A 22047-nucleotide genomic window follows, 5' to 3' on the forward strand; every position below is an offset into this window, starting at 1 on the left:
AATTTGCACGATTATAAAACACTTGCTTTGAATATTTTTCATTCTATAAACGATTTTCGTTCTACCAAAAAAACAATTATAACGTTAGGCACCTTTGACGGCGTTCATATTGGTCATAAAAAAATTCTAGAAAAAGTTCTTCAAAACACTGATGATGGGCAATACGAAAGCTTAGTTCTAACATTTTTTCCGCATCCTCGTATGGTTTTACAAGGTGATTCTGATATAAAATTGCTAAACACTATCAACGAAAAAATAGATTTACTACAGGAAATTGGAATCGAAAACCTAGTCATACATCCTTTTGACGAAACGTTTTCGAGATTAACAGCAGAAGAATTTGTAAAAACTATTCTCGTCGATCGATTACAAATTCACAAAATAATTATAGGTTACGACCATCGATTTGGACGAAATCGCACTGCGAATATTGATGATCTTATCAATTATGGTGAGCAATATGGTTTTGAAGTAGAGCAAATATCTGTTCAAGAAATCAATGAAATTTCAGTAAGCTCTACTAAAATTAGACAAGCATTGTCAGAAGGAAATATGACTCTAGCTAATGATTATTTAGGATACGACTATTTCATCACTGGAACCGTTGTTCAAGGCAAACAATTAGGTAGAACGATAAATTTCCCAACAGCGAACCTAGCAATTCAAGAGAACTACAAATTGATTCCGCAAAATGGCGTATATATTGTAAAAAGCACCATTGAAAACAAGCAAGTATACGGGATGATGAATATAGGGATGAACCCAACAGTTAACGGTCAAAATCGTTCGATTGAAATTCATTATTTTGATTTTGATGCCTATTTATACGACAAAGAAATTCGGGTTTCAATAGTACATAGGATTCGCTCTGAACAAAAATTCGAATCTTTTGAATTACTAAAATCACAACTGGAGAAAGACAAAAAAACGGCCCTCAACTATTTGAATTATTTATAAATAAGCATTAATCATTTTTATTTTTCAGTACTCCATCCGCTTTTTTTTGTATTTTTGAGTATAGTAGATTATTTATCAACTAATTATACCTCAATTTTTAAAAAACAGACCTATGAAAGTATCTAAAGAATTAGTAAATGGTTTCATTATCGTATTAGGAATTGGAATTTATTTCTTGTTGATGCAGCTTCTGGGTCTCGCAGATAATTATCTATTGCGTGTTTTCAATGTTTTGTTTATTTTTTATGGAACTAATCGAACACTTAAATCAAATTATGACGAGGGAAAGGTCACTCTCGCATCCAATTCAGTTTCTGCATTATCAACAGCGTTTATAGGTGTTTTTTTGAGTATTATAGCCTTGATTGCGTACAGTTACATTAGAGGCGGAGAAGCTTATATTGAAACATTATCTAAAACGTTCTTGTTTGGAGGAGATCCTTCAATAATGACTTATTCTATATCGCTACTTTTTGAAGGTTTTAGCTCTGCGGTTATCGTTACGTTTATATTATTACTACTTTGGGATAGTAAATTCAAAACACATAAGCGAAGCGCTAAATTGTAAAATATTCATTTGCCATTACTGCTGTTATGCTGTAATAGCTACTATTCAATTTTTGCATCTATATGAAAATTTGATACTTCTGTTACGATAACATTTTATAAAAAATCCCATTCCGTTAAAAAAACGAAATGGGATTTTTACATTTTTAGCACTAACAAATTCTTCTTAGAAACTAACTTTTTTAGAAATTACCTGACCATTTCCTAATGTTACTTTTACAATTCCTATTTGCTTTCTTAAACCAATTGTTGAGGAAGTGAATTCATTACTATCAACAGTCATTTTTTCAAACACTTTTTGCCCTTGTAAATTAAATACGGTTACTTGTTTAATAGTCTCTAATTCAGATTTTATTTTCAATTCGTTTTTGTCTTTTGAAATTATTATTTGATTTGAAAGTGAATCAAAATTTCTTTTCCCTAATGTTTTATCAGTATAGCGCAAAACAAAACGACCATCAAAGCTGCCTGCTTGTGTTGTAAAACCGTAGGGCGCGTATTTTAGATTATGCGTAGTGTTCAATAAATTATCTTCAAGGTAGACATCTTGACTTTTAAACAATCCATCTACTTCATCAATACTAATATTGAAATTACCTTCAATTTTAGACTTATATCCAAGCGACACGGTATCCGTTTCATCAAACGGCAATGCACGTCCTTGAATAACTAAATTCCGATCTTGACTAACGCTGTAAAAATCAATATATTCATTTCCGTCAAAGGTTTCGCCGTCAAAGGAACCATCATATTCATTTGTAGCCCCACTAGCATAACCCACTAAAAGTTGCTTGAACGCGCCTTGAGCATTGCTAAGATTTAACCAAATACGATGCTTTTCAGTTCTGCTTGTCGCTTTCTGTTTGTTGTTTTTTGTTCTAAAAAAAGTAGTATTCTGTCCCAAAATTCGCATACTGTTATTAAATATTACTGCGCCTCCATCTTTTATGCTAGTTGTGAAAAATGCTTGAGCAGAAGCAATTGTACCATCTGGTTTTGTGTTGTTAACACCTGAATTAGGTGCATTAGATGTGGCAACGCCACCCAATAAATTATAGACAGCATAGTCATTAGATGTGTACACATTATTAGCAATTGGTGTGTTGTGCGTCCAGAAATAAAGTGTTCCATCTATAACTTCATTATTTTTAATTAAAAATGACTCCGCGCTAATAGCAGATGGATACGGATTTCCTACCAAATTTGAAGTATTATTTCCTCCTATGGGAATTACTATTTTTCCGTTGTTTGGGACACCAGTAAAAACGGCTTCATAAGGAGCTGGAATCGTTGTCGAAAAATACTGTGGTCCACGGATAATATACCCTTTACCCAAATCCATGCTATTTGTTGGAAGTTCTTCAAACCAGGAATCTGTAGTTGCATCAAAAGAAAAAAACTTATCCAAAAGCGTATTAGGAGAAACATCGACTAATTTTTGGTTTGAAACTGGCGAGGACCAGTAGCTATAATCTGTCATAATAATTGGTGTCGTTTGTCTTTTTATATTGATAATTCCTGTATTAACACTAGCATCATTGGTTTGATAAAGCGAGGCGTTATTTTCTAAAATTAATGTCCCTAAACCCGAATAATTAAAAACTAAGCCCAAGGTATTTCCACTTGGAACACCAACGCTATATCCTGAATTAATTGAACAAGAACAAGCGTTAACAGAATTTAAAACAGGATAATTCCCGTTGAAAACAATCCTTTTTTCAGAAGAAGGCGCACCATTACTCCAAGCTACACCATTCCAAATTGTAGTATCCAAACACAAAAGTAAGCGAGCAGCCCGATGTTTAGTCACACCCGAAACGGAGTTGAAATTACCCCCTATCATCAGTTTATGGTTTGGAGTAAGACTGATGCTGTACAGCGGACTATTTAAATTCGCTGAGAAAGAAATATCAAAAATACCAGTAGGCAAAACTCGAATTAGTCGTTTTACAGCAGTTCCGTTATACGTCCCAGAAAAAGCTCCGCCAATCAAAACACGCCCGTCAGGCTGGACTAAAACGGCTCTGACGTCACCGTTACTAAAACCAGAACCAACAGCAAAACTAGTATCTAAACTTCCATCAGAATTCAATCTAATTATTCGTTTCGCAGCAGAGCCTTTATAATTTAAAAAAGAACCTCCTACGATCAATTTAGTATCGGATTGCATCTCAACACAATATACATTTTTATCAAATCCTAATCCTGTAACAAAACCTGCGTCAACACTACCGTTAAAATCGAGTCGTACCAAGCGATTATGGGCAATTCCATTAAATGTTGAAAAACGACCCCCTACTACTATTTTACCATCAGGTAGAACAAGAACAGTCTCTATAATTTCGTCTGCTCCTAAGCCAACATTAAAGCTTGTATCAAGAGTTCCATCTGACAACAAACGGACAATCCTATTTACAGACATTCCATTAAACTTTGTAAAATTACCACCAACAATGATTTTCCCATCGGCTTGTAATGCGAGTCCATAAATTTGACTGTTAAAGCCCAAACCCGTATTGAAAGAAACATCAATAGAACCATCTGGTAAAATTCTGGTAATCCTATTGACAGTGACTCCATTATATTTCAAAAAATTTCCTCCAATTACGATTTTATAGTCTGATTGCACAATTGCATTTTTGATTAATCCATCCGCGCCAGAAGCAGCAACATTAAATGAATTGTCAATTGCACCATTATCTAATAATAGCGCAATCTTTGGAGCGCTTACCCCATTAAATTTATTGAAATTACCAACCACAAGGGTTTTAGTATTGGATAACGAAACAACTTTTAAAACAGAATTGTCAAAACCAACACCAGCCGTTAAATAACCAATATCCATCGCCCCAACAACATCAATTTTTGCAAGCCTGCCTTGATTTTGAGAGTCAAAAACCGAGAAAGAGCCACCTACATACCATGAACCATCGGTGTCTTCCTTCAACGCATATACAGTACCCGTTAATGGTCCAGCTCCTATATCGAATATTGGGTCTAAAACACCATTGGAATCCAACAATAGTATTCGGTTTACATCGACTCCATTGTAAGTCCCAGAAAAGGACCCGCCAACAATAATAGAACCAGTACTATTTACTTTTATAACTTCAACCGTTCCAGCGCTTAAGCCTACTCCGGAATTAAAAGAAGTATCTCGACTCCCGTCAAGATTTAAACGAATAATTCTATTAGCAACAGCGCCGTTATACATTGAAAAATCACCACCTACTATAATCTTGCCATCCGCTTGAGTTGTAAGTGCCGATATATTATCATCAAAACCAGTTCCTTGAACGAAAGTAGTATCCACAGTTCCATTAGTATTCAACCGAATTATTTTAGCGCAAGTAGTACCATTAAACGTAATAAAAGATCCTCCCAAAATAATCTTGCCGTCTTGTTGAATGTGCACTTCCTCAATTAATGAATTTGCCCCTGATCCGATTGCAAATGTGGTGTCTAAGTTACCGTTGGGTAAAATGCGGGCTACCCTTAGTGCGGAAACACCATTGTAATTCACAAAACTGCCCACTATAATTAAGTTCCCATCTGCTTGAATAGCCATAGAATGAATTATTCCCGAACTTGCCGCAATTGAAGTGTCAAAAGAGGTGTCACGTGATCCATCAGGATTCAAACGAATTAACCTTTTAGCCGTGGAACCATTAAAAGAAGTAAATGATCCTCCTACAACTATCTTTCCATCGGGTTGTACTAAACTGCAATATACATTCCCATTAAAACTCGTACCCGTGAGAAAAGAAGGGTCTTTGGAACCATCAGGCAATAACCGACACAATTTAGGAGTAGCAGCGCCGTTAAAATTTAAGAAATCGCCTCCTACAATCAAATTTCCGTCAGCTTGTAGCGAAACGGTTCTGACATTACTGTCGAAACCATCTCCTGATAAACCATCATCATAGGTGTTAAAAGTCGCATCGACTATCCCCTCTTGACAATAAGCAGTATTAAAAATGAAAATACTTAACACAACAACGAAGTAAAGGAGTTTTGTTTTCATATTTAGAAGAGAGTTAAGGTTTTTATATCAAATTCACTAACACGCACCATTACAGGTGCTTAGTAATTAATTATAAAAGTAGAAACAATCTTAACTAGACGCAATACCCACATTTAGTGATATTTACAAAAAAATATTTTTTAACCATATAAGTCATATCAGTTTAAAAAACCAAACAAAAAAATTAGTTCATTTAAGCCAAGTCACCTAATTGTTAATACAAACTTGATAAACAACCTATCAAAAATCGATGACGGATGCAATTTAACCATAGACAATACGGGGTTTGTTTTTAGTATAGGCTAACTAAGTGAGCGGTCAAAATAGTTCTCGACTGCGCTCGAACTGACAGCGCGTGTACTTCATAATAACAAACTTTCGGAAATCGATGACGGATGTCATTCAATCACAGAAAATAAGGGAAATTTATTCTCACAACCTGTTCAGTAGAGCGGTCATAAAGGTTCTCGACTGCGCTCGAACTGACAACGCATGCAAGTTATATTAACAACCTTGCGCAAATCGACTTGAGGTAAGCCGTTTTATCCTTGAAGTAGAAGTTTTTTTTTGATACATGCTATTCAAGAACGAGAATTCAAAATTGTTCTCGACTGCGCTCGAACTGACAACCCGTACAAGTTATATTAACGAACTTTCGTAAATCGACTCGAGGTGAGCCGTTTTATCCTTGAAATAGAAGTTTGTTTTTAATACATGCTAATCAAGATCTAAGTCGAAATGGTTCTCCACTGCGCTCGAACTAACAGCTCGTGTACTTTATTCTAACGAAGTTGTTCTTCAATAAAAAATCCCATTCTGTCATAAACAAAATGGGATTTGTAAACTTTTAAGTAATTGGTTTTGCTAGAAAATAACTTTTTTAGAAATAACTTGTCCGTTGTCCAAAGTTACTTTTACAATTCCTATTTGTTGGCTAAAACCAATCGCAGATGAACGGAATTCAGTACTATTTACAGCCTCTTTTTCAAATACTTTTTTACCTAACAAGTCATAAACTGTAATTCGTTTTATAGTTTCTATTTCAGATTTAATTTTTAATTCATTTTTATCCTTAGAAATTACAACTGAACTATTAACTCCTTCAAAATCAGTATTACCTAACGTTTTATCCGTATAACGCAATACAAAACGATTGTCAAAAGTTCCTGCTTCAGTAGTAAAGGCATACGGAGTATCTTTAATATTATGAATAACATTCAGCAACTTATCCTCAATATATATGTTTTGAGTAGCCAATACTCCATCGGTTTGGTCAATGCTAATGTTAAGATTCATTTCTTCTTTAGACCTATATCCTAGAGGAACTGTATCGGTTTCGTCAAATGGCAAAGCCCTACCTTGAATAACTAAGTAGTTCTCTGGAGTAACACTATAAAAATCTACAAATTCATGCTCATCAAAACTCTCTCCGTCGTAACGATTGTCATAGCCATTTGTAGCGCCAGCAAGATAACCTACTAAAGTTTGCTTGAAAGCGCCTTCGTTATTATATAAATTAAGCCAAACTCTATTTTTCTCGATAGCAGTACTTGTTTTTGATTTCGTTTTAGTGGTTCTAAAAAACTGCGAGTTATTTGCTCCAGCAACTCCGCCACTTACGCGCATATCATTAGTAAATAACACATTTCCTGTTCCTTTTCCTGTTGCAAAAAAACTTTGGCCAGCAGCAATTTTACCTGATGGAACAGAAAAGTTAACACCGCTTATTGATGTAGCTGCAGCTGTTGTTCCTGTACCTCCTGTCAAGTTATAGGAAGCGTAATCGTTGTCGTTATATACATAAAAAGCTCCACTAGGCGCTATACCAGTATTGTGCGTCCAGAAATAAATTGTTCCATCAAGAATCAAGTGGTTTTCATTCAAAAAAGCATCGGCATCTATAGCTGATGGATATGGATTTCCTAACAAATACGATTTATTATTTGATATTCCTATATATGTATAATCCCCATTATTGGGAACACCTATAAACTTTACTTTTTGCGTATAAGGAAAACTTACAACTTCTCCATTAGGCCATGTTCCTGCTTTTGGCGTTCTAATTGCATAGCCTTTTCCTGCAATCATTGGATTCGAACCTAGCTCATCAATCCAATCGGGGTCTGTAAAACTATGGTATTTATCAGATAAAGTATTAGGAGACAAATTATAAAGAGTTTGTCCTGAGACTGGAGAAGACCAATAGGTGTAGTCAAAATTATTCATGGGAGTGGTGTTTCTTTTGTAGGTTATTCTTCCTACATTAGTCACGTCATTTATTTGAACTAAACTCGCATTGTTTTCTAGTATAAAAGTTCCAGGAGTATCTACCTTTATAATATCAGATACCGTTACTGAAACTCCGTCTTGAACTGTTAGCTCACCTTTGGTAATCAAAAGTTCATTATTAACCACAACATCGCTGTTTACACTATAACCGCCAGTGCCTGTAAAGGTAATGTCGTTGTACGTACCTGGACCAACAGTTTGTGTTGCCCCATAATACTCAACCGTTCCTGCAGGAATAGCTTTTCCGTTTGCAGCACCCGAAAACCGTATTGTACCATCCATACTATTTATCGCAGCATAGCTCAAACTACCACCCGCCATATCTATAATTGCATCTGAAGTTGTAATATTAAAATCGCCAACACTTAAATTGTAACCATTCATTTTAAAATTAGGGCTGCCATTTACTATATTCAATTTATTGCTAATTGTTAAGTTGCCTAAAGCGGTTTGGGTTCCAGAACTGTTATCAAGTGACAACGAAACATAAGTTCCTGCTACTACTTTTTGACCGCCCGTTGTTGCACTATACACAACGGTGTTAGCCCATGTTTTTCCAGATGGGATTGGAGTACCTGACGTATTTGCTGTTTTTATTTGCCCCAAACCTGAATTAGAAAAAGTACCGCTCAATACATTAGTACCCATATCAAGAATAGAGGTAGCATTTACATTATCCAGAACGCCATTTACAATAATATTTCTAGCCGCATTTAATGGAAATGTACTTTTAGAGTTAGTTAGATTATTAAATACGTTTGATCCCGTACCACTTATAGTTTGTGATGCAGTACCGTTAAAATTAGTTGTACCACTAGACGATAAGGTTCCATTATTGACCCAATTCCCGGTAACGGTCAGTGTCCTTGATGGATTAATGGTTAGTGATGATAAAGAGGCAATAGTAATATTACGACAATCACCATTTGCTGTGCCAATTACTGGCAAGTAAGGTGCTGTAGCAGGTATTACAACATTAGTACTTGCTGAAGGTAATGTTAAGGAACACCAATTGTTAGGATCACTCCAATCTGTTGTAATTTGACCTAGCCAAGTACCTATCGCACACGCTAAATTTACATTTAGAATTCCAGTTGTGGTTGTACCAAACCAAAGTGCGCTTTTATTTGTAGCGGTAGTTGCTGCCGTTCCTCCCCAAGAACCTGACAGTTGTAGTGTACCATTAAAAGTAAGTGTTTGTGAAAAAGAAGTAGAACCAGTAGGAAGGATAGCTACGGCAGTGCCACTTAAAGCTAATTCGTCTGCTATAAGTGTTGCTCCTGCAAATGTTTTGTCTCCTGAATTACTAAGGTTTAAGTTTCCATAATTCTGAACGGCGACAGTTTGAGCAGTCCCATTGTATTCTACCGTACTCGTTGCCCCAATCGTGTTAGTACTAAAACCGGAAGGAAAAGTACTTGTACCGCTTAAATACAAGTTGGCATCATTAGCCAAAGTAAAAACACTAGCGCCTGAAATGGCAAAACCACCATTGTCTAAACCACCCCCGCTATCATTAGCAACGGTAAGAGGTACAGATGAATTAAAAACTTTAGCGCTATTACTAGTAATAAGTCCTGTATTTATGATAATTACACCACCAGTTGCAACAAAAGGTGAAATCCATTCTACTCCAGCTGCTAGAGGGGAGTTTCGGTTGTATTCCAGTTTAGCAACCGTTCCATAAGTAGGTGCACTACTAACCGTTGCTGTTCCTTGCATAGAAAGCGTCCCGTTGACAACATAAACTAATGCTGAGTTCTTGGCTCCAGATCCAGATAGCGTTAAATTATAATATGTAGTAGGTTTAACAGTTTGAGCTCCTGGTCTGGTATAAATTACTGTATTATCTGCTGCAGTTGCTGTTAACGTAGTTAGAGTTGCATTCCTTCCAATAGTTAGTGTTTTAGAAGCACTATTAATCAATGTTCCAGTACCAGTTAGATTATTTACGACATTAAAAACAGTTAAATTATTAGTGTAAGTACCTGAAAAACTAGCATTATTAATGGTAATAGATGGAGTTGAACCTGCTATTGTATTACTCAAGCCACTAAAAGTAAAATTTCCTTTGCTTGAAGGTAATATAGTTCCGTTTACTAACAAATTACCATCAATACCTATATTTTTTTTATTATTATCAAAAATTGCTCCTGTATTAATAGTAAGATTAGCTACTTTAAATCCTGATGCCATCTTCACGGTATTAGTACTAACACCATCTCCAATAATAACATTAGGAAGTGTTCCGGATCCTGTCATTCGATTTATGCTTACTGATCCTGTAAACCTAATTGATCCAGGACCATTTACTCCGTCAGTCAACGTCGCATTACTTTTATAAGTACCTGACACTGTTAATATTTGATTTGGGTTTATTATTATTTTAGCAGAAGATTTATTTAATAATAAATTTGTAATTCCTGTAGAAACTGTAACCGTAACTGTATGTGTTGTTGCAATAATTACATCATCACTGGCTGTGGGAACCACACCTCCTACCCATGTTGTCGTAGCATTCCAATTACCACTTGTCGCAGAGGTAATAGTCGCTGCATTTGCAAATGAGCAAACAAACAAAAATAGCAACAGCAAATGAAATTTCGCTGAAAATTTTAACTTTAATAAACTTAATAATGAGTTAGAGTAATTATTATTCATGGGGCGAATTTTTGTGTTTTGTAGGTTGTGCGCAAAGAAATAGTACTATTTTTTTTAACGTAAGAAGCTTAAAAAAAAATAATTCGCAAAGATACTAGCCCTTCCTCAAACAATTAATTATACTCGATTAAAGGTAAAATTAGCCGTTGAAGCGCTTAAATAATTTCCAGTTACACTATAACAATCTGTATTGTTTTTCTGAAAAAAAAAATTTTATGGGAAAAAACAGTAACTAGCATAAAAACCAATGCTAGCTTTAGTTCCATTACTTTGCAAACTGTACTCTAGAAATTGTATTTTTGCGCAAGCGAGCAAAAATTTTTATTTAAAAAACGAGCCGTAAAATCCGCTAAATGAAAGACTTTTTCACCATAAAACAGGCAACACAAAAACTAGAGCATTATTGCGCCTATCAAGATCGCTGTCACGAAGAAGTAATCCAGAAATTGCGAAGTATGAAAATGGATCAAGATGAAATTGACCAAATAATCGTGCAACTTATAGCTGATAACTTCCTGAACGAAGAACGCTTTGCTTGTAGTTATGCCAGAGGAAAACACCGCATTAAACATTGGGGGAAAATCAGAATTGTAAATGAATTAAAATTCAGAAAAATCTCTGCCACGCTAATAAAAATTGCCTTAAAAGAAATTGACGATTCTGACTATTTCGAAATGTTTGATGCATTAGCTGATAAACATTGGGAAACTATCACCGAGGGAAACACACTGAAAAAACGAAAAAAATTCTGCGATTATTTCCTAAGAAAAGGCTGGGAAACGGAGTTGATTTATCAGAAGGTGAAGGAGCTGGAGAAGATTTGAGTTTTCCGATGTCTCTTGTGTGTCGTGGGTGATCTATTTCGAGTTCTTCGGCAGATAACTGCGATTTGGAATTTGAGATTTGACTTATCCGTTATCTATTTTCCTTTATATTATAAAAAAAAAGACATTGTCTTGAATCATCAAAACAATGTCTTTAGAAATTTAATCTTTAGAAATTTAATTTATTATTTTAAGCGTAACAAACTCAATAACTCAGGCGATGAGCTCCATTAAAAAGCAAGACGAATTAAAATAAGTTCCAAAGATAAAAGCCTTTTACTACTTAAACGTATATTTCAATCCAAATAGTAAATTCCCTTTTGGCATTGGAATCAAACTACTTTCAGAATATTCCGTATTAAAAATATTATTAGCATAAACGGATAACTCTATGTCATTCCAATGGTATGCCGCACTTAGATCTACCACATTATAACTCGCTCCAGAAGTGCGTTCCATATAACGATACGCAATCGAATTAGTAAAGTTCTCAAACCATTGCATTTGATACGAGCCAACCATTTGATGTTTCAATGAATTGATGGAATATCTCGACTCCACCGCTGCAGTTTGCTTGATTTCGTCATCAAGAAAAGTATATCCTAAATTGATTTTTTGAGTCAAATTATTCAATTTAAAGCTATAATCAAACTGTGTTTCAATCCCTTTTGTGTTCACATCCTGAATGTTTTGTGGCGAGAAAACAACATCGGTAGCATTGACTCGTACATAATCAATCAAATTATTGGAATCCCTATTAAAACCAGCGATCGAAAGGCCAAAACGATTCGTATTCCATCTAATTCCTACCTCTTGTGCTAAGGCGTCTTCGGCTTGCAAATTTGGATTTCCTATTGCCTGCGGCCCTATGTAATACAAATCAGTGTAAGTAGGAACTCGGTACGTGTACCCTATGTTGCCATACACTCTCACATCATCAGCAATGGCATATCCTACATCAACTCCCGGGAATAATTTGTTATCAAAATCTGAAAAATAAGAAGCTGCAATTCCTGGAGTTACATCTAATTTATTATCCAAAAACTGAAAACGATGTTCTAAAAACAAGGTCGCAATTTCTCTTTGATTGTCTCCCAATCGATTACTTGCTATAAAGTATTTTGAAAATTCAACACCAAAACCAGTGATACCAGCACTTGAAGTATAAGAACCATTTAACTCAACAGCCGCTTTATTAGTTAAGTGCAAATTCCTATACCCAGCTGGATTACTCCTAACGTATACATATTCATCTTGATTTCGTCTCCAATATACTCGTGGCTTCCAGGTAAAATTTCCTTTTTTAATAACAGTCGAAAACCCAACTAAAGTTGCTTGCGTTTCCTCATATTGCTGTGTTGCTGATGGAATTCCGTAAAAGCCATTAGCACCAAATTTCTTTTCAGAATGACTCGCAATAAAGTTGATAGGAAGTTTGTTTTTATTGAATTGACTTTTTACAAATAAATTTTGATTGTCAAAATCAGTATTTACTCTGTACCCGTTTGAAAAGTTCTTGCTAAAGTGAACAATGTGACTGCTATTGTCTAAATTAATTGAAGCAGTGGCTTCCGCCAAAAATTGTCCGTAGGAACCCATTTGTAGTTTAGTTACCAAAAGATTTTTAGGCGCACTTTTAGTTACAATATTTACCGCTCCTGAAAAAGCATTTTGTCCAAAAACACGAGCAGCCGGCCCTTTTATGATTTCGATTCTTTCAATTACTTCTATTGGCAACGCTAAGTTTAGAGTATGATGACCTGTTTGTGCATCATCTACTTTTATACCGTCAATTAGCAATAAAGTTTGATCAAAACTGCCACCTCTTATGTATAAATCAGCTTGCATTCCGTTTACACCTTGTCTTCTTACATCAACACCTGCAACTTGCTGCAAGGCGTCAGCCACATTAGTAACACCTAATTTTTTTATGTCACTAGCGGTAACTATTTGAATCGTTCTTGAATTTTCACTAAAAGGCAAATCGATCCTGGAAGAAGTTACTATAACTTCATTTAGCGAGTCCATTTTCTGTTTTGTTTCTTGTGCTTTTCCTACTAAAGTACAAAGTACTAAAGAAGCCACTGCCATTGTTTTTTTCATAATTATACTTAGTGTTTATTTTTAAAACGTGGCAAATTTAGTATCTTTCCGGACGAGTAATATAGTCCAGCTTTTAAATTATGAATAGTCCGGTTGAAACACTTTTAAAACAACTAATTCAGTTCGAAAAAAATACTTCAACAGCAGTATTTATTCAAATTTCGCATCAAATTATAGATGCCATTCAGCGTGGCTATCTCACTAAAGGAACTGCACTGCCAGGAAGTCGATCGCTGAGTCAGTTGTTAACTATCCACAGAAATACTGTTGTAGCTGTTTATGATGAACTAGCCTCGCAAGGTTGGGTTGAAATTATACCAAACAAAGGCACATTTGTACTTGTACCAGAACAAAAGACAGTTTCGATAAAAGCAATTTCGTATCCTAAAAATCAAAATATTGAATACACAGAAAAAACAGGATTTGATTTTAAACCCTCTTTTCACTTGGCTTCTACCACTGAAAATATACAAACAAAATACACTATCAATGATGGCCAACCTGATTTGAGATTGCATCCCACACATCACTTTTCAAAATGGTATAGTGCGTCCATGAAACGAAAAACGGTATTGTCTAAGTGGAATCAAACCTCTAGCGATACTCATTCTGTTTATGAAAAACAATTATGCAATTATTTGAATGCGACTCGTGGCTTTCGCATTAAACCAAATAACTTAATCAGCACAAGAAGTACTGAAATGAGTTTGTATATCGTATCACAGCTTATTTTGCAGCCAAATGACTTGGTTTTAGTTGGGAATTGGAGCAATTATGCTGCCAATATGATATTCCAGCAAGTGGGGGCGAGTATTCGTACTATTCCAATAGATGAAAATGGTTTAGACATTGATTACATCAGAAAAAATTATGTAAAAAAGTCAATTCGCTGCGTGTATGTTTGTGCGCATCGGCATTATCCAACTACCAATACGCTGAGCGCTAAAAGAAGATTAGAGCTGCTTGAGTTAGCTAAAGAATATGAATTTGCCATAATTGAAGATGATTTCGATTATGATTTTCAGTTTGAAGGTTCAGCAATGTTGCCTATGGCAAGTTCTGATGCAAATGGAAACGTTATTTATTTGGGGAAATTAGGGCAATCCTTTTTTCCTAGCTTTCAAACTGGTTTTGTGGTTGCACCAACTAATTTAATTGTTGAGGCTAAAAATTATTTGCAAATGCTGGACAAGCAAGGTGATGTTATCCAAGATCAAATGCTTTCGGAATTAATTTACGAAGGTGAAATTCATCGATTAATCAAAAAAAACATCATCAATTATAAGCAAAGGAGAGATTTTTTGTGCGATAGGCTATCATATTATTTTAAAAAAACAGTACAATGGAAAAAACCTAGTGGCGGATTGGCCATTTGGATCGAATTTGAACCAAAAATTTCTTTGGTTCAATTAGCAGAAGAAGCTCAAAAACATGATTTGTTACTTCCAAAAACAATCCTTTATCAGAATAAAAACACTTGCGCCATTCGTTTTGGTTTTGGTCATTTGAATGAAGAAGAAATTGAAATTGTAATTAAAAAGTTGAAATTAGGGTATGATATTGTTGTTGGGAGGTAGAATTTAGTTTAGATAGAAGTGTTTTGTTAAAAAGAGAAAAACCACACCGAAATTAGTAGTTGAAGGAATACTGTTGTTGACATAGAAAAACCATACCACCCTACGGGCAAACCTCAAAAGGAGGAGAATTTGCTATGGAACTTAATAGTTTGACGCAGGAAAGTGAACCCTTGTTTAATTAAAGTTCATAAATTTAGTTTAGCGTACTTAAATCATTTAAGCTTGAAATGAAAATTCTTATTAAGAATTACCAATCATTACAAGCACAAATATTTTACAATTTGCGAATCTTCGGTGCACAAATTTACAAACGTTAAAGCGAGATACACTTAAAGCAAATAGCTTTATGCTCAATTTGTGACCAACAAAAAAGCCTAACGTTTCCATTAGGCTCCCTTTATTTTAAAATCGAAAATATTATTTAGTCAACTAAAACAATTACTTTATTGTCTTTCATTTCAATTGTACCTGAACCGATTGACAAGCTGTAGTTCTGATCATTTATCTTCGTAAATTTACTTGCTACTTCTTTAGCGAAAGCAAAATTAGAAGCGGTGATTTTTACTTCTCCTTTTTCTAAAATTGAAACGATAGGCGCGTGATTATTCAAAATTTGAAAACTTCCATTAACTCCAGGCAAAGTTACCGATGTTACTTCTGCTGAAAATAATTTTGCTTCTGGTGATACTATTTCTAAAATCATAATTTTTTAGTGTTCAGTGCTCAGTGTTCAGTGTTCAGTTTTACTACTGAACACTAAATACTGTTGACTATTTTTATGCTTCCGCTAACATTTTTTCTCCAGCTTCGATAGCCTCTTCGATAGTACCTTTAAGGTTAAAAGCAGATTCTGGCAAGTGATCTAATTCACCGTCAATAATCATGTTAAATCCTTTGATAGTATCTTTAATGTCAACTAATACCCCTTTCAATCCTGTAAATTGCTCAGCAACGTGGAAAGGTTGAGATAAGAAACGTTGTACACGACGTGCTCTTGATACGGCTAATTTATCGTCTTCTGATAATTCTTCCATACCTAGAATCGCGATGATATCTTGTAATTGTTTGTATTTTTGTAAAATTTCTTTCACTCTTTGCGCACAGTCATAGTGCTCATCACCTAAAATTTGTGGAGTAAGAATTCTAGAAGTTGAATCTAATGGATCAACCGCTGGATAAATACCTAACTCAGCAATTTTACGAGACAATACAGTTGTTGCATCAAGGTGAGCAAACGTTGTTGCTGGCGCTGGATCCGTTAAATCATCCGCAGGAACGTAAACCGCTTGTACAGATGTAATAGAACCTTTGTTTGTAGAAGTAATACGCTCTTGCATTGCACCCATTTCAGTTGCTAATGTTGGTTGGTATCCTACTGCAGATGGCATACGACCTAAAAGAGCCGAAACCTCAGAACCTGCTTGTGTAAAACGGAAAATGTTATCAACGAAAAACAATACGTCTTTCCCTTGATCAGTTCCAGCTCCATCACGGAAATACTCAGCGATAGATAATCCAGAAAGTGCTACACGAGCACGAGCTCCTGGTGGCTCATTCATTTGACCGAAAACGAAAGTAGCTTTAGACTCTCTCATTCCTGGTAAATCTACTTTAGATAAATCCCATCCTCCATTTTCCATAGAGTGCATAAATTCATCACCGTATTTTATAATTCCTGACTCTAACATCTCGCGAAGTAAGTCATTCCCTTCACGTGTTCTTTCTCCTACTCCTGCGAATACTGAAAGTCCACCGTGACCTTTTGCGATATTGTTAATCAACTCTTGAATCAATACTGTTTTACCAACACCTGCACCACCGAATAATCCAATTTTCCCTCCTTTTGAGTAAGGCTCAATTAAATCGATTACTTTAATACCTGTGAATAAAACTTCTGATGAAGTTGATAAATCTTCGAATCTTGGCGCTTGACGGTGAATTGACATTCCGTTTACACCTGTTTTTGGCAATTCAGGTAAACCATCAATTGCATCTCCGATTACATTGAATAAACGACCGTAAACGTCGGCACCAATTGGCATTTGGATAGGATTTCCTGTTCCAACTACTTCATAACCTCTACTCAAACCATCTGTTGAGTCCATCGAAATGGTACGTACGGTATTTTCACCGATGTGAGATTGCACTTCAAGCACTAATAAAGTACCGTCTTTTTTTGTGATTTCTAACGAATCATAAATTTTTGGAAGTTCAACATCCTTACCGTTGAAAACTACGTCAACTACTGGTCCAATGATTTGGGCAACTTTTCCTATTACTTTTGACATTACTTATGTGTTTATTAAATAGCTATTTAGGTTTATGAAATAGTATCAACCGAAATGTATCGATTACATGCTTTTTTCAGTTTGCAAAGATAATTTTTTAAAATAAAAAATCAACACCTTTTACTATAAAAAAAAGAAAATTTGAATGATTTATTAAAAACAAACAAAAGATTAAGAATTTGCCTTAAAAATAAAAAACCACCACGTTATAAAAACGGGTGGTTTGAATGACTAATGTAAAGCTTTTAAACTACAATTTAGGAGTAAATTGTATTCTATATTTAGATAAATCAACAGCTTTGAAGTTTGATCCATAAGTTGTATTTATTGCTTCCATAAATTTGTTAGCAATCAAGGCGTACCCTCTTGGACTTGGATGTACGCCATCCATTGAGAATCCGCCACCAGAAACATAAGTAGAACTCACAGTATAGCCGTTTGCAGTAATTCCGCCATTAGCAACCTGTGCTAAAACTGCATTTGCATCAACAAATGCTAAGCCTTTTGAAGTTGCTATTGAGCGAATTGCTACGTTGTATGCATCTGTTGCAATTTTCACTTCAGCAGTTTCAGATGCGGTTAGCGTGGTATTATCTTGCATTGGGTACGAAACCCCTACCGTGTTAAAAGGTGATGGAGCACCTGTTTGTATTGTTCCAATAATAGTTCTAGCAGTCAATACGATGTAATCTTTCGTAGCTGCCGCACCACTTGCATGTCTCGCTTGCCCGTATATACTTCCTAAATAACCTGCAGTTTGTCCTCCTAATGTAGGAGTAAGAGCGTCAGTTATCGCAGCAGATATATTAATCAAACTCTCATCTTTAATCAATAGAGGATTAGTTTCAATTGTGGCAGCATTTCCATCATCAGCAACAAGTGTAACGAAACGAGCAGGTAATCCACTCGCCGCTAAAGCCGCATTAATTCCACCAAATAACTGATTTAATTGCGCAGCATTTGCTGGTGGTAACCCAGGAATTGCGTTAGTTGGCACTGTTGTAAAATAAGGAACAGAAGTTACATAAGGAATGTTTGCAACTACACCTTTAGCACCCTTTGCAGTTAATGCAGTAATCATAGAGTTATAAACCGATGCAAAAACCGCAGGATCAGTAATATCATTTGAGCCATAAGTGGCTGGATTCATGTTACCAGTTTGATTCACCCCAACCCCTCCAGAAGTAGCGTAGCTTAAAACGTCATTATTTCCAATCCATAAAGAGAAGAAACTTGCATTTTGAGCAACAGCGTCAGCGATGATACTAGTTGCTGGAGATGATGCAAAACGCACAAAATAGGGATTAGATTGCCCTGTTGCTAGTCCGGCAATATTTCCGTAACCCGCAGCAACTAAATGAAAACTTTTCGCGCCTGGCACGCCCAAATTATTAAATCCTCCAGTCAAAACTTTAGTTAAATCTGTAGTTGGTGTTCCCGGCACAGCTACGGGCCCTACACCATTAAAATACAATCTAGGACCAAAAGCAGGATTTCCGCCTGCAAATCCACCAATATTATCAGCCATAAAAGGGGTTTTAAACTCCCCGCCTCCAACTAATGAAAATTGTTGCGCTAAAATATTACTGTAAGCTCCTTTCTGACCTTCGATAAACAATGCACCGTCGCTATAACCTGCTGTCAGGGAATTACCTATAGATACAAACTTAGAAAAATCAGCAGTTCCCGCAGTAAGAGGCTGACCATTCGACGAATTTGGATCTAAAACCAAATCATCACTATTATTACAGGCTACAAAGGTTAACGAAACCAAGAATAACCATTTGATATTTTTTATCATACTATATAAATTATATTTTTATTAAAAACTTGATTACGGATTGATTACCCATGAAACAAAATATTGTTGCCCAATATTCCCAGCCCCAATAACTTGTCCGTATTCCTTACCACCTATATTAGTTGCCCCAAGCTTTAAAGTAGATTTCAATGTAGGAAATTCATAATTAGCTTGTACATCAATAACTGTAGCTTCTTCAATCATAGCATCCGCAAAAGATGACTCCCATAAATAAGCACTGTTCCATCTTCCGCTAACTGTTACTCCTAAATTACCAATTAATTTATCATTGCTAATTGTTGCTTTCGCTCTATGCTTTGGAGTATTAAAACTAGCCTCAAAATCAGGATCTTTAGCTTGGTCAAAATCAAATTGCGAATAGTTGTAATTCCCACTTACTTCAAAGTTTTTATATACTTTTTTAGAAACTCCAGCACCTAAACCCAATGATTTTACAACCAAAGAAGTGTTAGTATATACTTGATACACTCTAAAATCTCTGTTCGCAAGGGCATTACTTGATTCGTTAGTTAAAACATTAGGGTTCGTTTCTGCTTTTCCATAATAAGGACTAACAACATTAAAACCACCAATAAAATCATTATACATATTATAGTAACCGTTTAAATCTAAAGCAAATCCTTTAAAAGTACCTCTGTACCCTAGATCAAAAGCTTTGACAGATTCTGGTTTAACAAGATTAGCATTAGATCCCACTAATAATTTTGCAGCATTAGCTAATCCTGATGGAGGACCAGATCTATAAGCAGCGTCAAACGCTAGGAAAGACCTTTCTGTAAAAGAGTTGTAATACGCATCATTACCTGTAAGAGTCTTTGTACTCGATCCTAGAACTGTCATTCCGTAAGGAGAAATAAGTCCGCTTCCATTAATGTTATTTCCTCTTACTTCACTAAATCTATTCAAGTTGTCAGGCGCTGAACCAATTAGAACTCTACTTCCAATATCAAATCCGATGTATTGATCTTGAGTCGAAGGGTTACGGAAACCTGTTTGAAAAGATCCTCTAAGGTTATGATTTTTTTGTTCATCTAAACCGTAAACGAATGATACTCTAGGAGAAAAATTTCCATCAAAGTTTTTTGACTTATCGTAACGAAGTGATCCTGTCAGTTTTAATTTATCAGCTAATAATTTTTTCTGAACTTGAGTATACACACCATATTCATTATAATTGATACCGCTTAAAGCATCAGTATAAATTCTTCCTTGTGAATTTAACTGATAGGCTCTATAAGATCCTCCAACTTGAATTTCAGCAGGAGTAAAAAGATCCTTAAAATTATAATTCAGATCAGAATGATAAATTCTTGAGTTATCAACCAATTTTGAACCCGTTAATACATTAGGATCTGCTATAACTTTATTAAAAGCTTGTTGAAAAGCAGCCGTTCCTGGAATTAATCTTCCTGTATCTGCTGTTTTTCTTGCAAAAGCGTGCGCTTGCTCTGGATTATTAACTCCTGGCACCTGCCCTACCGCAGCCGCTCCAAAAGCTGCTCCGTAATCCTGAAACCATTGCTGATCTGATTTCCAAACTCTATTAATATTTAATGCTGTAAAAGTCATATCATACGATTTTCCACCATCTTCATTAGTAGTATACCCTCTTAAGAAGAAGTTTTTCCCTTTAAATTCCAGTTTATGCTGTTGCATAAAGAAACCGTTTAGATTATACCTACTTGCACCTTGGTAAATTGAATTTCCAAAGCCAAATTTAGACTGCCAAATTATTTCAAAATTTTCATTACCAAATGGGCGGTAATGAAGTGAGAAATCTATTTTAACATTTCTAACTTTACTTTCAGTTAAATCAATTTCGTTATATCCAGTTCGCGTAATATCTTCATTAGGCAAAATGTTATAAGCACTAGATCCAAAAGGATTTCTGTTTTTAAGATTCAACACAGCTTCATCTCCATACACATTTATACCGTTATAACTATGATGATCTCTAGTGCGTCCCGCCACGTCAATATCATCGTAGTTTGTTGCGTACCAATCAGTTCCTCTCATTAAAGTGAAGTTCGCTTTACCAGCAAAATGAGGATCAAATACTTTTGCCATTCTTACTCCATAGTCGTAATACTCATTAGCTCCAGCAGCCTTTTGATTCGTTTGTCCGTATTTTGCGTAAGCAGTTATACCTTGACTTGTAAAAGGGCTTTTACTTGTCATAAACAAAACACCATTAAAAGCATTTGCTCCATAAAGAGCAGAAGAAGCTCCAGGCAATAACTCAACACTTTGAACATCAATTTCAGAAACTCCAATTAAATTTCCTAAAACGAAATTTAATAGTGGCGAAGAATTATCCATCCCATCCACCAATTGCATAAATCGTGTATTAGCAACAGTTGCAAAACCACGAGTATTTATTGACTTAAATGACATACTACTAGTATTCATCTGGACCTCTTTCAAGTTTTCTAATCCATCATAAAAACTTGGTGACGCAGTCCTCTTGATGTCCTTTATTGTCATTCTTTCAATTGTTACAGGTGACTCTTTAACTCTTTCTGGAGTTCTAGAAGCTGATACAACAATTTCATCCAGTTTGTTTTCTTCATCACGAAGTACTATGGCGAGTTTTGGATTAGTAGACGAAACGGAAACTACCTGGGAAGAAAATCCAATACAAGTAACATTTATTGTAAAAGGCGGCTTCTTAGATGTTTGTAAAGTGAATGCTCCATCTAGATTAGTAATTGTGCTACCACTACTCCCAACGATTGTTACATTAGCGCCTAGGACGGGTTGGTTATTACTGTCTGTAACAACACCTGAAATTGTATTTTGAGCAAAGGTTACGCTACAAAAAAACAATGACAAAAAAAGTAAATACATTCTCATTTGGTTAGGATTTGTTGGTTTATGAAGCCAAAATACAAATAATTTTGATATTAATAAAAAACACCGTAAATATTTTAATAAT

General features: G+C 35.4%; 11 protein-coding genes. 4 read left to right on the forward strand and 7 right to left on the reverse strand.

Annotation, left to right across the window (positions count from 1 at the left end):
* Positions 1–27 precede the first annotated feature (27 nt).
* Both LNP27_RS03250 and LNP27_RS03255 read left to right on the forward strand, forming a co-directional pair.
* Positions 28–957 (forward strand): bifunctional riboflavin kinase/FAD synthetase, encoded by a 930-nt coding sequence (locus LNP27_RS03250; RefSeq protein WP_229943079.1) that lies wholly within the window; start codon positions 28–30, stop codon positions 955–957.
* A gap of 112 nt (positions 958–1069) precedes the next feature.
* On the forward strand, positions 1070–1525 hold the full coding sequence (locus LNP27_RS03255) for a hypothetical protein (RefSeq protein WP_229943080.1): 456 nt from the start codon (positions 1070–1072) through the stop codon (positions 1523–1525).
* A gap of 165 nt (positions 1526–1690) precedes the next feature.
* On the opposite strand, the gene LNP27_RS03260 is transcribed toward LNP27_RS03255, so the two are convergent.
* The gene (locus LNP27_RS03260; protein ID WP_229943081.1) at positions 1691–5548 is read right to left on the reverse strand and encodes a T9SS sorting signal type C domain-containing protein; all 3858 of its coding nucleotides are present in this window, start codon (positions 5546–5548) and stop codon (positions 1691–1693) included.
* Between the two features lie 864 nt (positions 5549–6412).
* Positions 6413–10498 carry a T9SS sorting signal type C domain-containing protein gene (locus LNP27_RS03265; RefSeq protein WP_229943082.1) on the reverse strand — a complete coding sequence of 1362 codons (4086 nt, stop codon included), beginning with the start codon at positions 10496–10498 and terminating at the stop codon, positions 6413–6415.
* 353 nt (positions 10499–10851) lie between these two features.
* Here LNP27_RS03265 and LNP27_RS03270 point away from each other — a divergent pair, with 353 nt between their 5' ends.
* On the forward strand, positions 10852–11322 hold the full coding sequence (locus tag LNP27_RS03270; protein WP_229943083.1) for a regulatory protein RecX: 471 nt from the start codon (positions 10852–10854) through the stop codon (positions 11320–11322).
* A 279-nt stretch (positions 11323–11601) separates the two neighbouring features.
* On the opposite strand, the gene LNP27_RS03275 is transcribed toward LNP27_RS03270, so the two are convergent.
* A complete protein-coding gene (locus LNP27_RS03275; protein WP_229943084.1) occupies positions 11602–13425 on the reverse strand; it encodes a TonB-dependent receptor plug domain-containing protein in 1824 nt (607 codons plus the stop codon).
* Positions 13426–13505: 80 nt separating this feature from the next.
* Here LNP27_RS03275 and LNP27_RS03280 point away from each other — a divergent pair, with 80 nt between their 5' ends.
* Positions 13506–15002, forward strand: coding sequence for an aminotransferase-like domain-containing protein (locus LNP27_RS03280; RefSeq protein WP_229943085.1), 1497 nt, complete (start codon positions 13506–13508; stop codon positions 15000–15002).
* A 421-nt stretch (positions 15003–15423) separates the two neighbouring features.
* Here the strand turns inward: LNP27_RS03280 and LNP27_RS03285 are convergent, their stop codons facing one another.
* From LNP27_RS03285 to LNP27_RS03300, 4 genes are all read right to left on the reverse strand, one after another.
* Positions 15424–15705 (reverse strand): FoF1 ATP synthase subunit delta/epsilon, encoded by a 282-nt coding sequence (locus LNP27_RS03285; RefSeq protein WP_229943086.1) that lies wholly within the window; start codon positions 15703–15705, stop codon positions 15424–15426.
* 73 nt (positions 15706–15778) lie between these two features.
* Positions 15779–17290 (reverse strand): F0F1 ATP synthase subunit beta, encoded by a 1512-nt coding sequence (atpD, locus tag LNP27_RS03290; RefSeq protein ID WP_229943087.1) that lies wholly within the window; start codon positions 17288–17290, stop codon positions 15779–15781.
* 250 nt (positions 17291–17540) lie between these two features.
* Entirely contained in the window at positions 17541–19091 is a 1551-nt protein-coding gene (locus tag LNP27_RS03295) for an SGNH/GDSL hydrolase family protein (protein ID WP_229943088.1), read from the reverse strand.
* Positions 19092–19124: 33 nt separating this feature from the next.
* On the reverse strand, positions 19125–21965 hold the full coding sequence (locus LNP27_RS03300) for a TonB-dependent receptor domain-containing protein (RefSeq protein WP_229943089.1): 2841 nt from the start codon (positions 21963–21965) through the stop codon (positions 19125–19127).
* Positions 21966–22047: the final 82 nt, after the last annotated feature.

This window comes from Flavobacterium galactosidilyticum (assembly GCF_020911945.1).
GTDB classification, from domain to species: Bacteria; Bacteroidota; Bacteroidia; order Flavobacteriales; family Flavobacteriaceae; genus Flavobacterium; species Flavobacterium galactosidilyticum.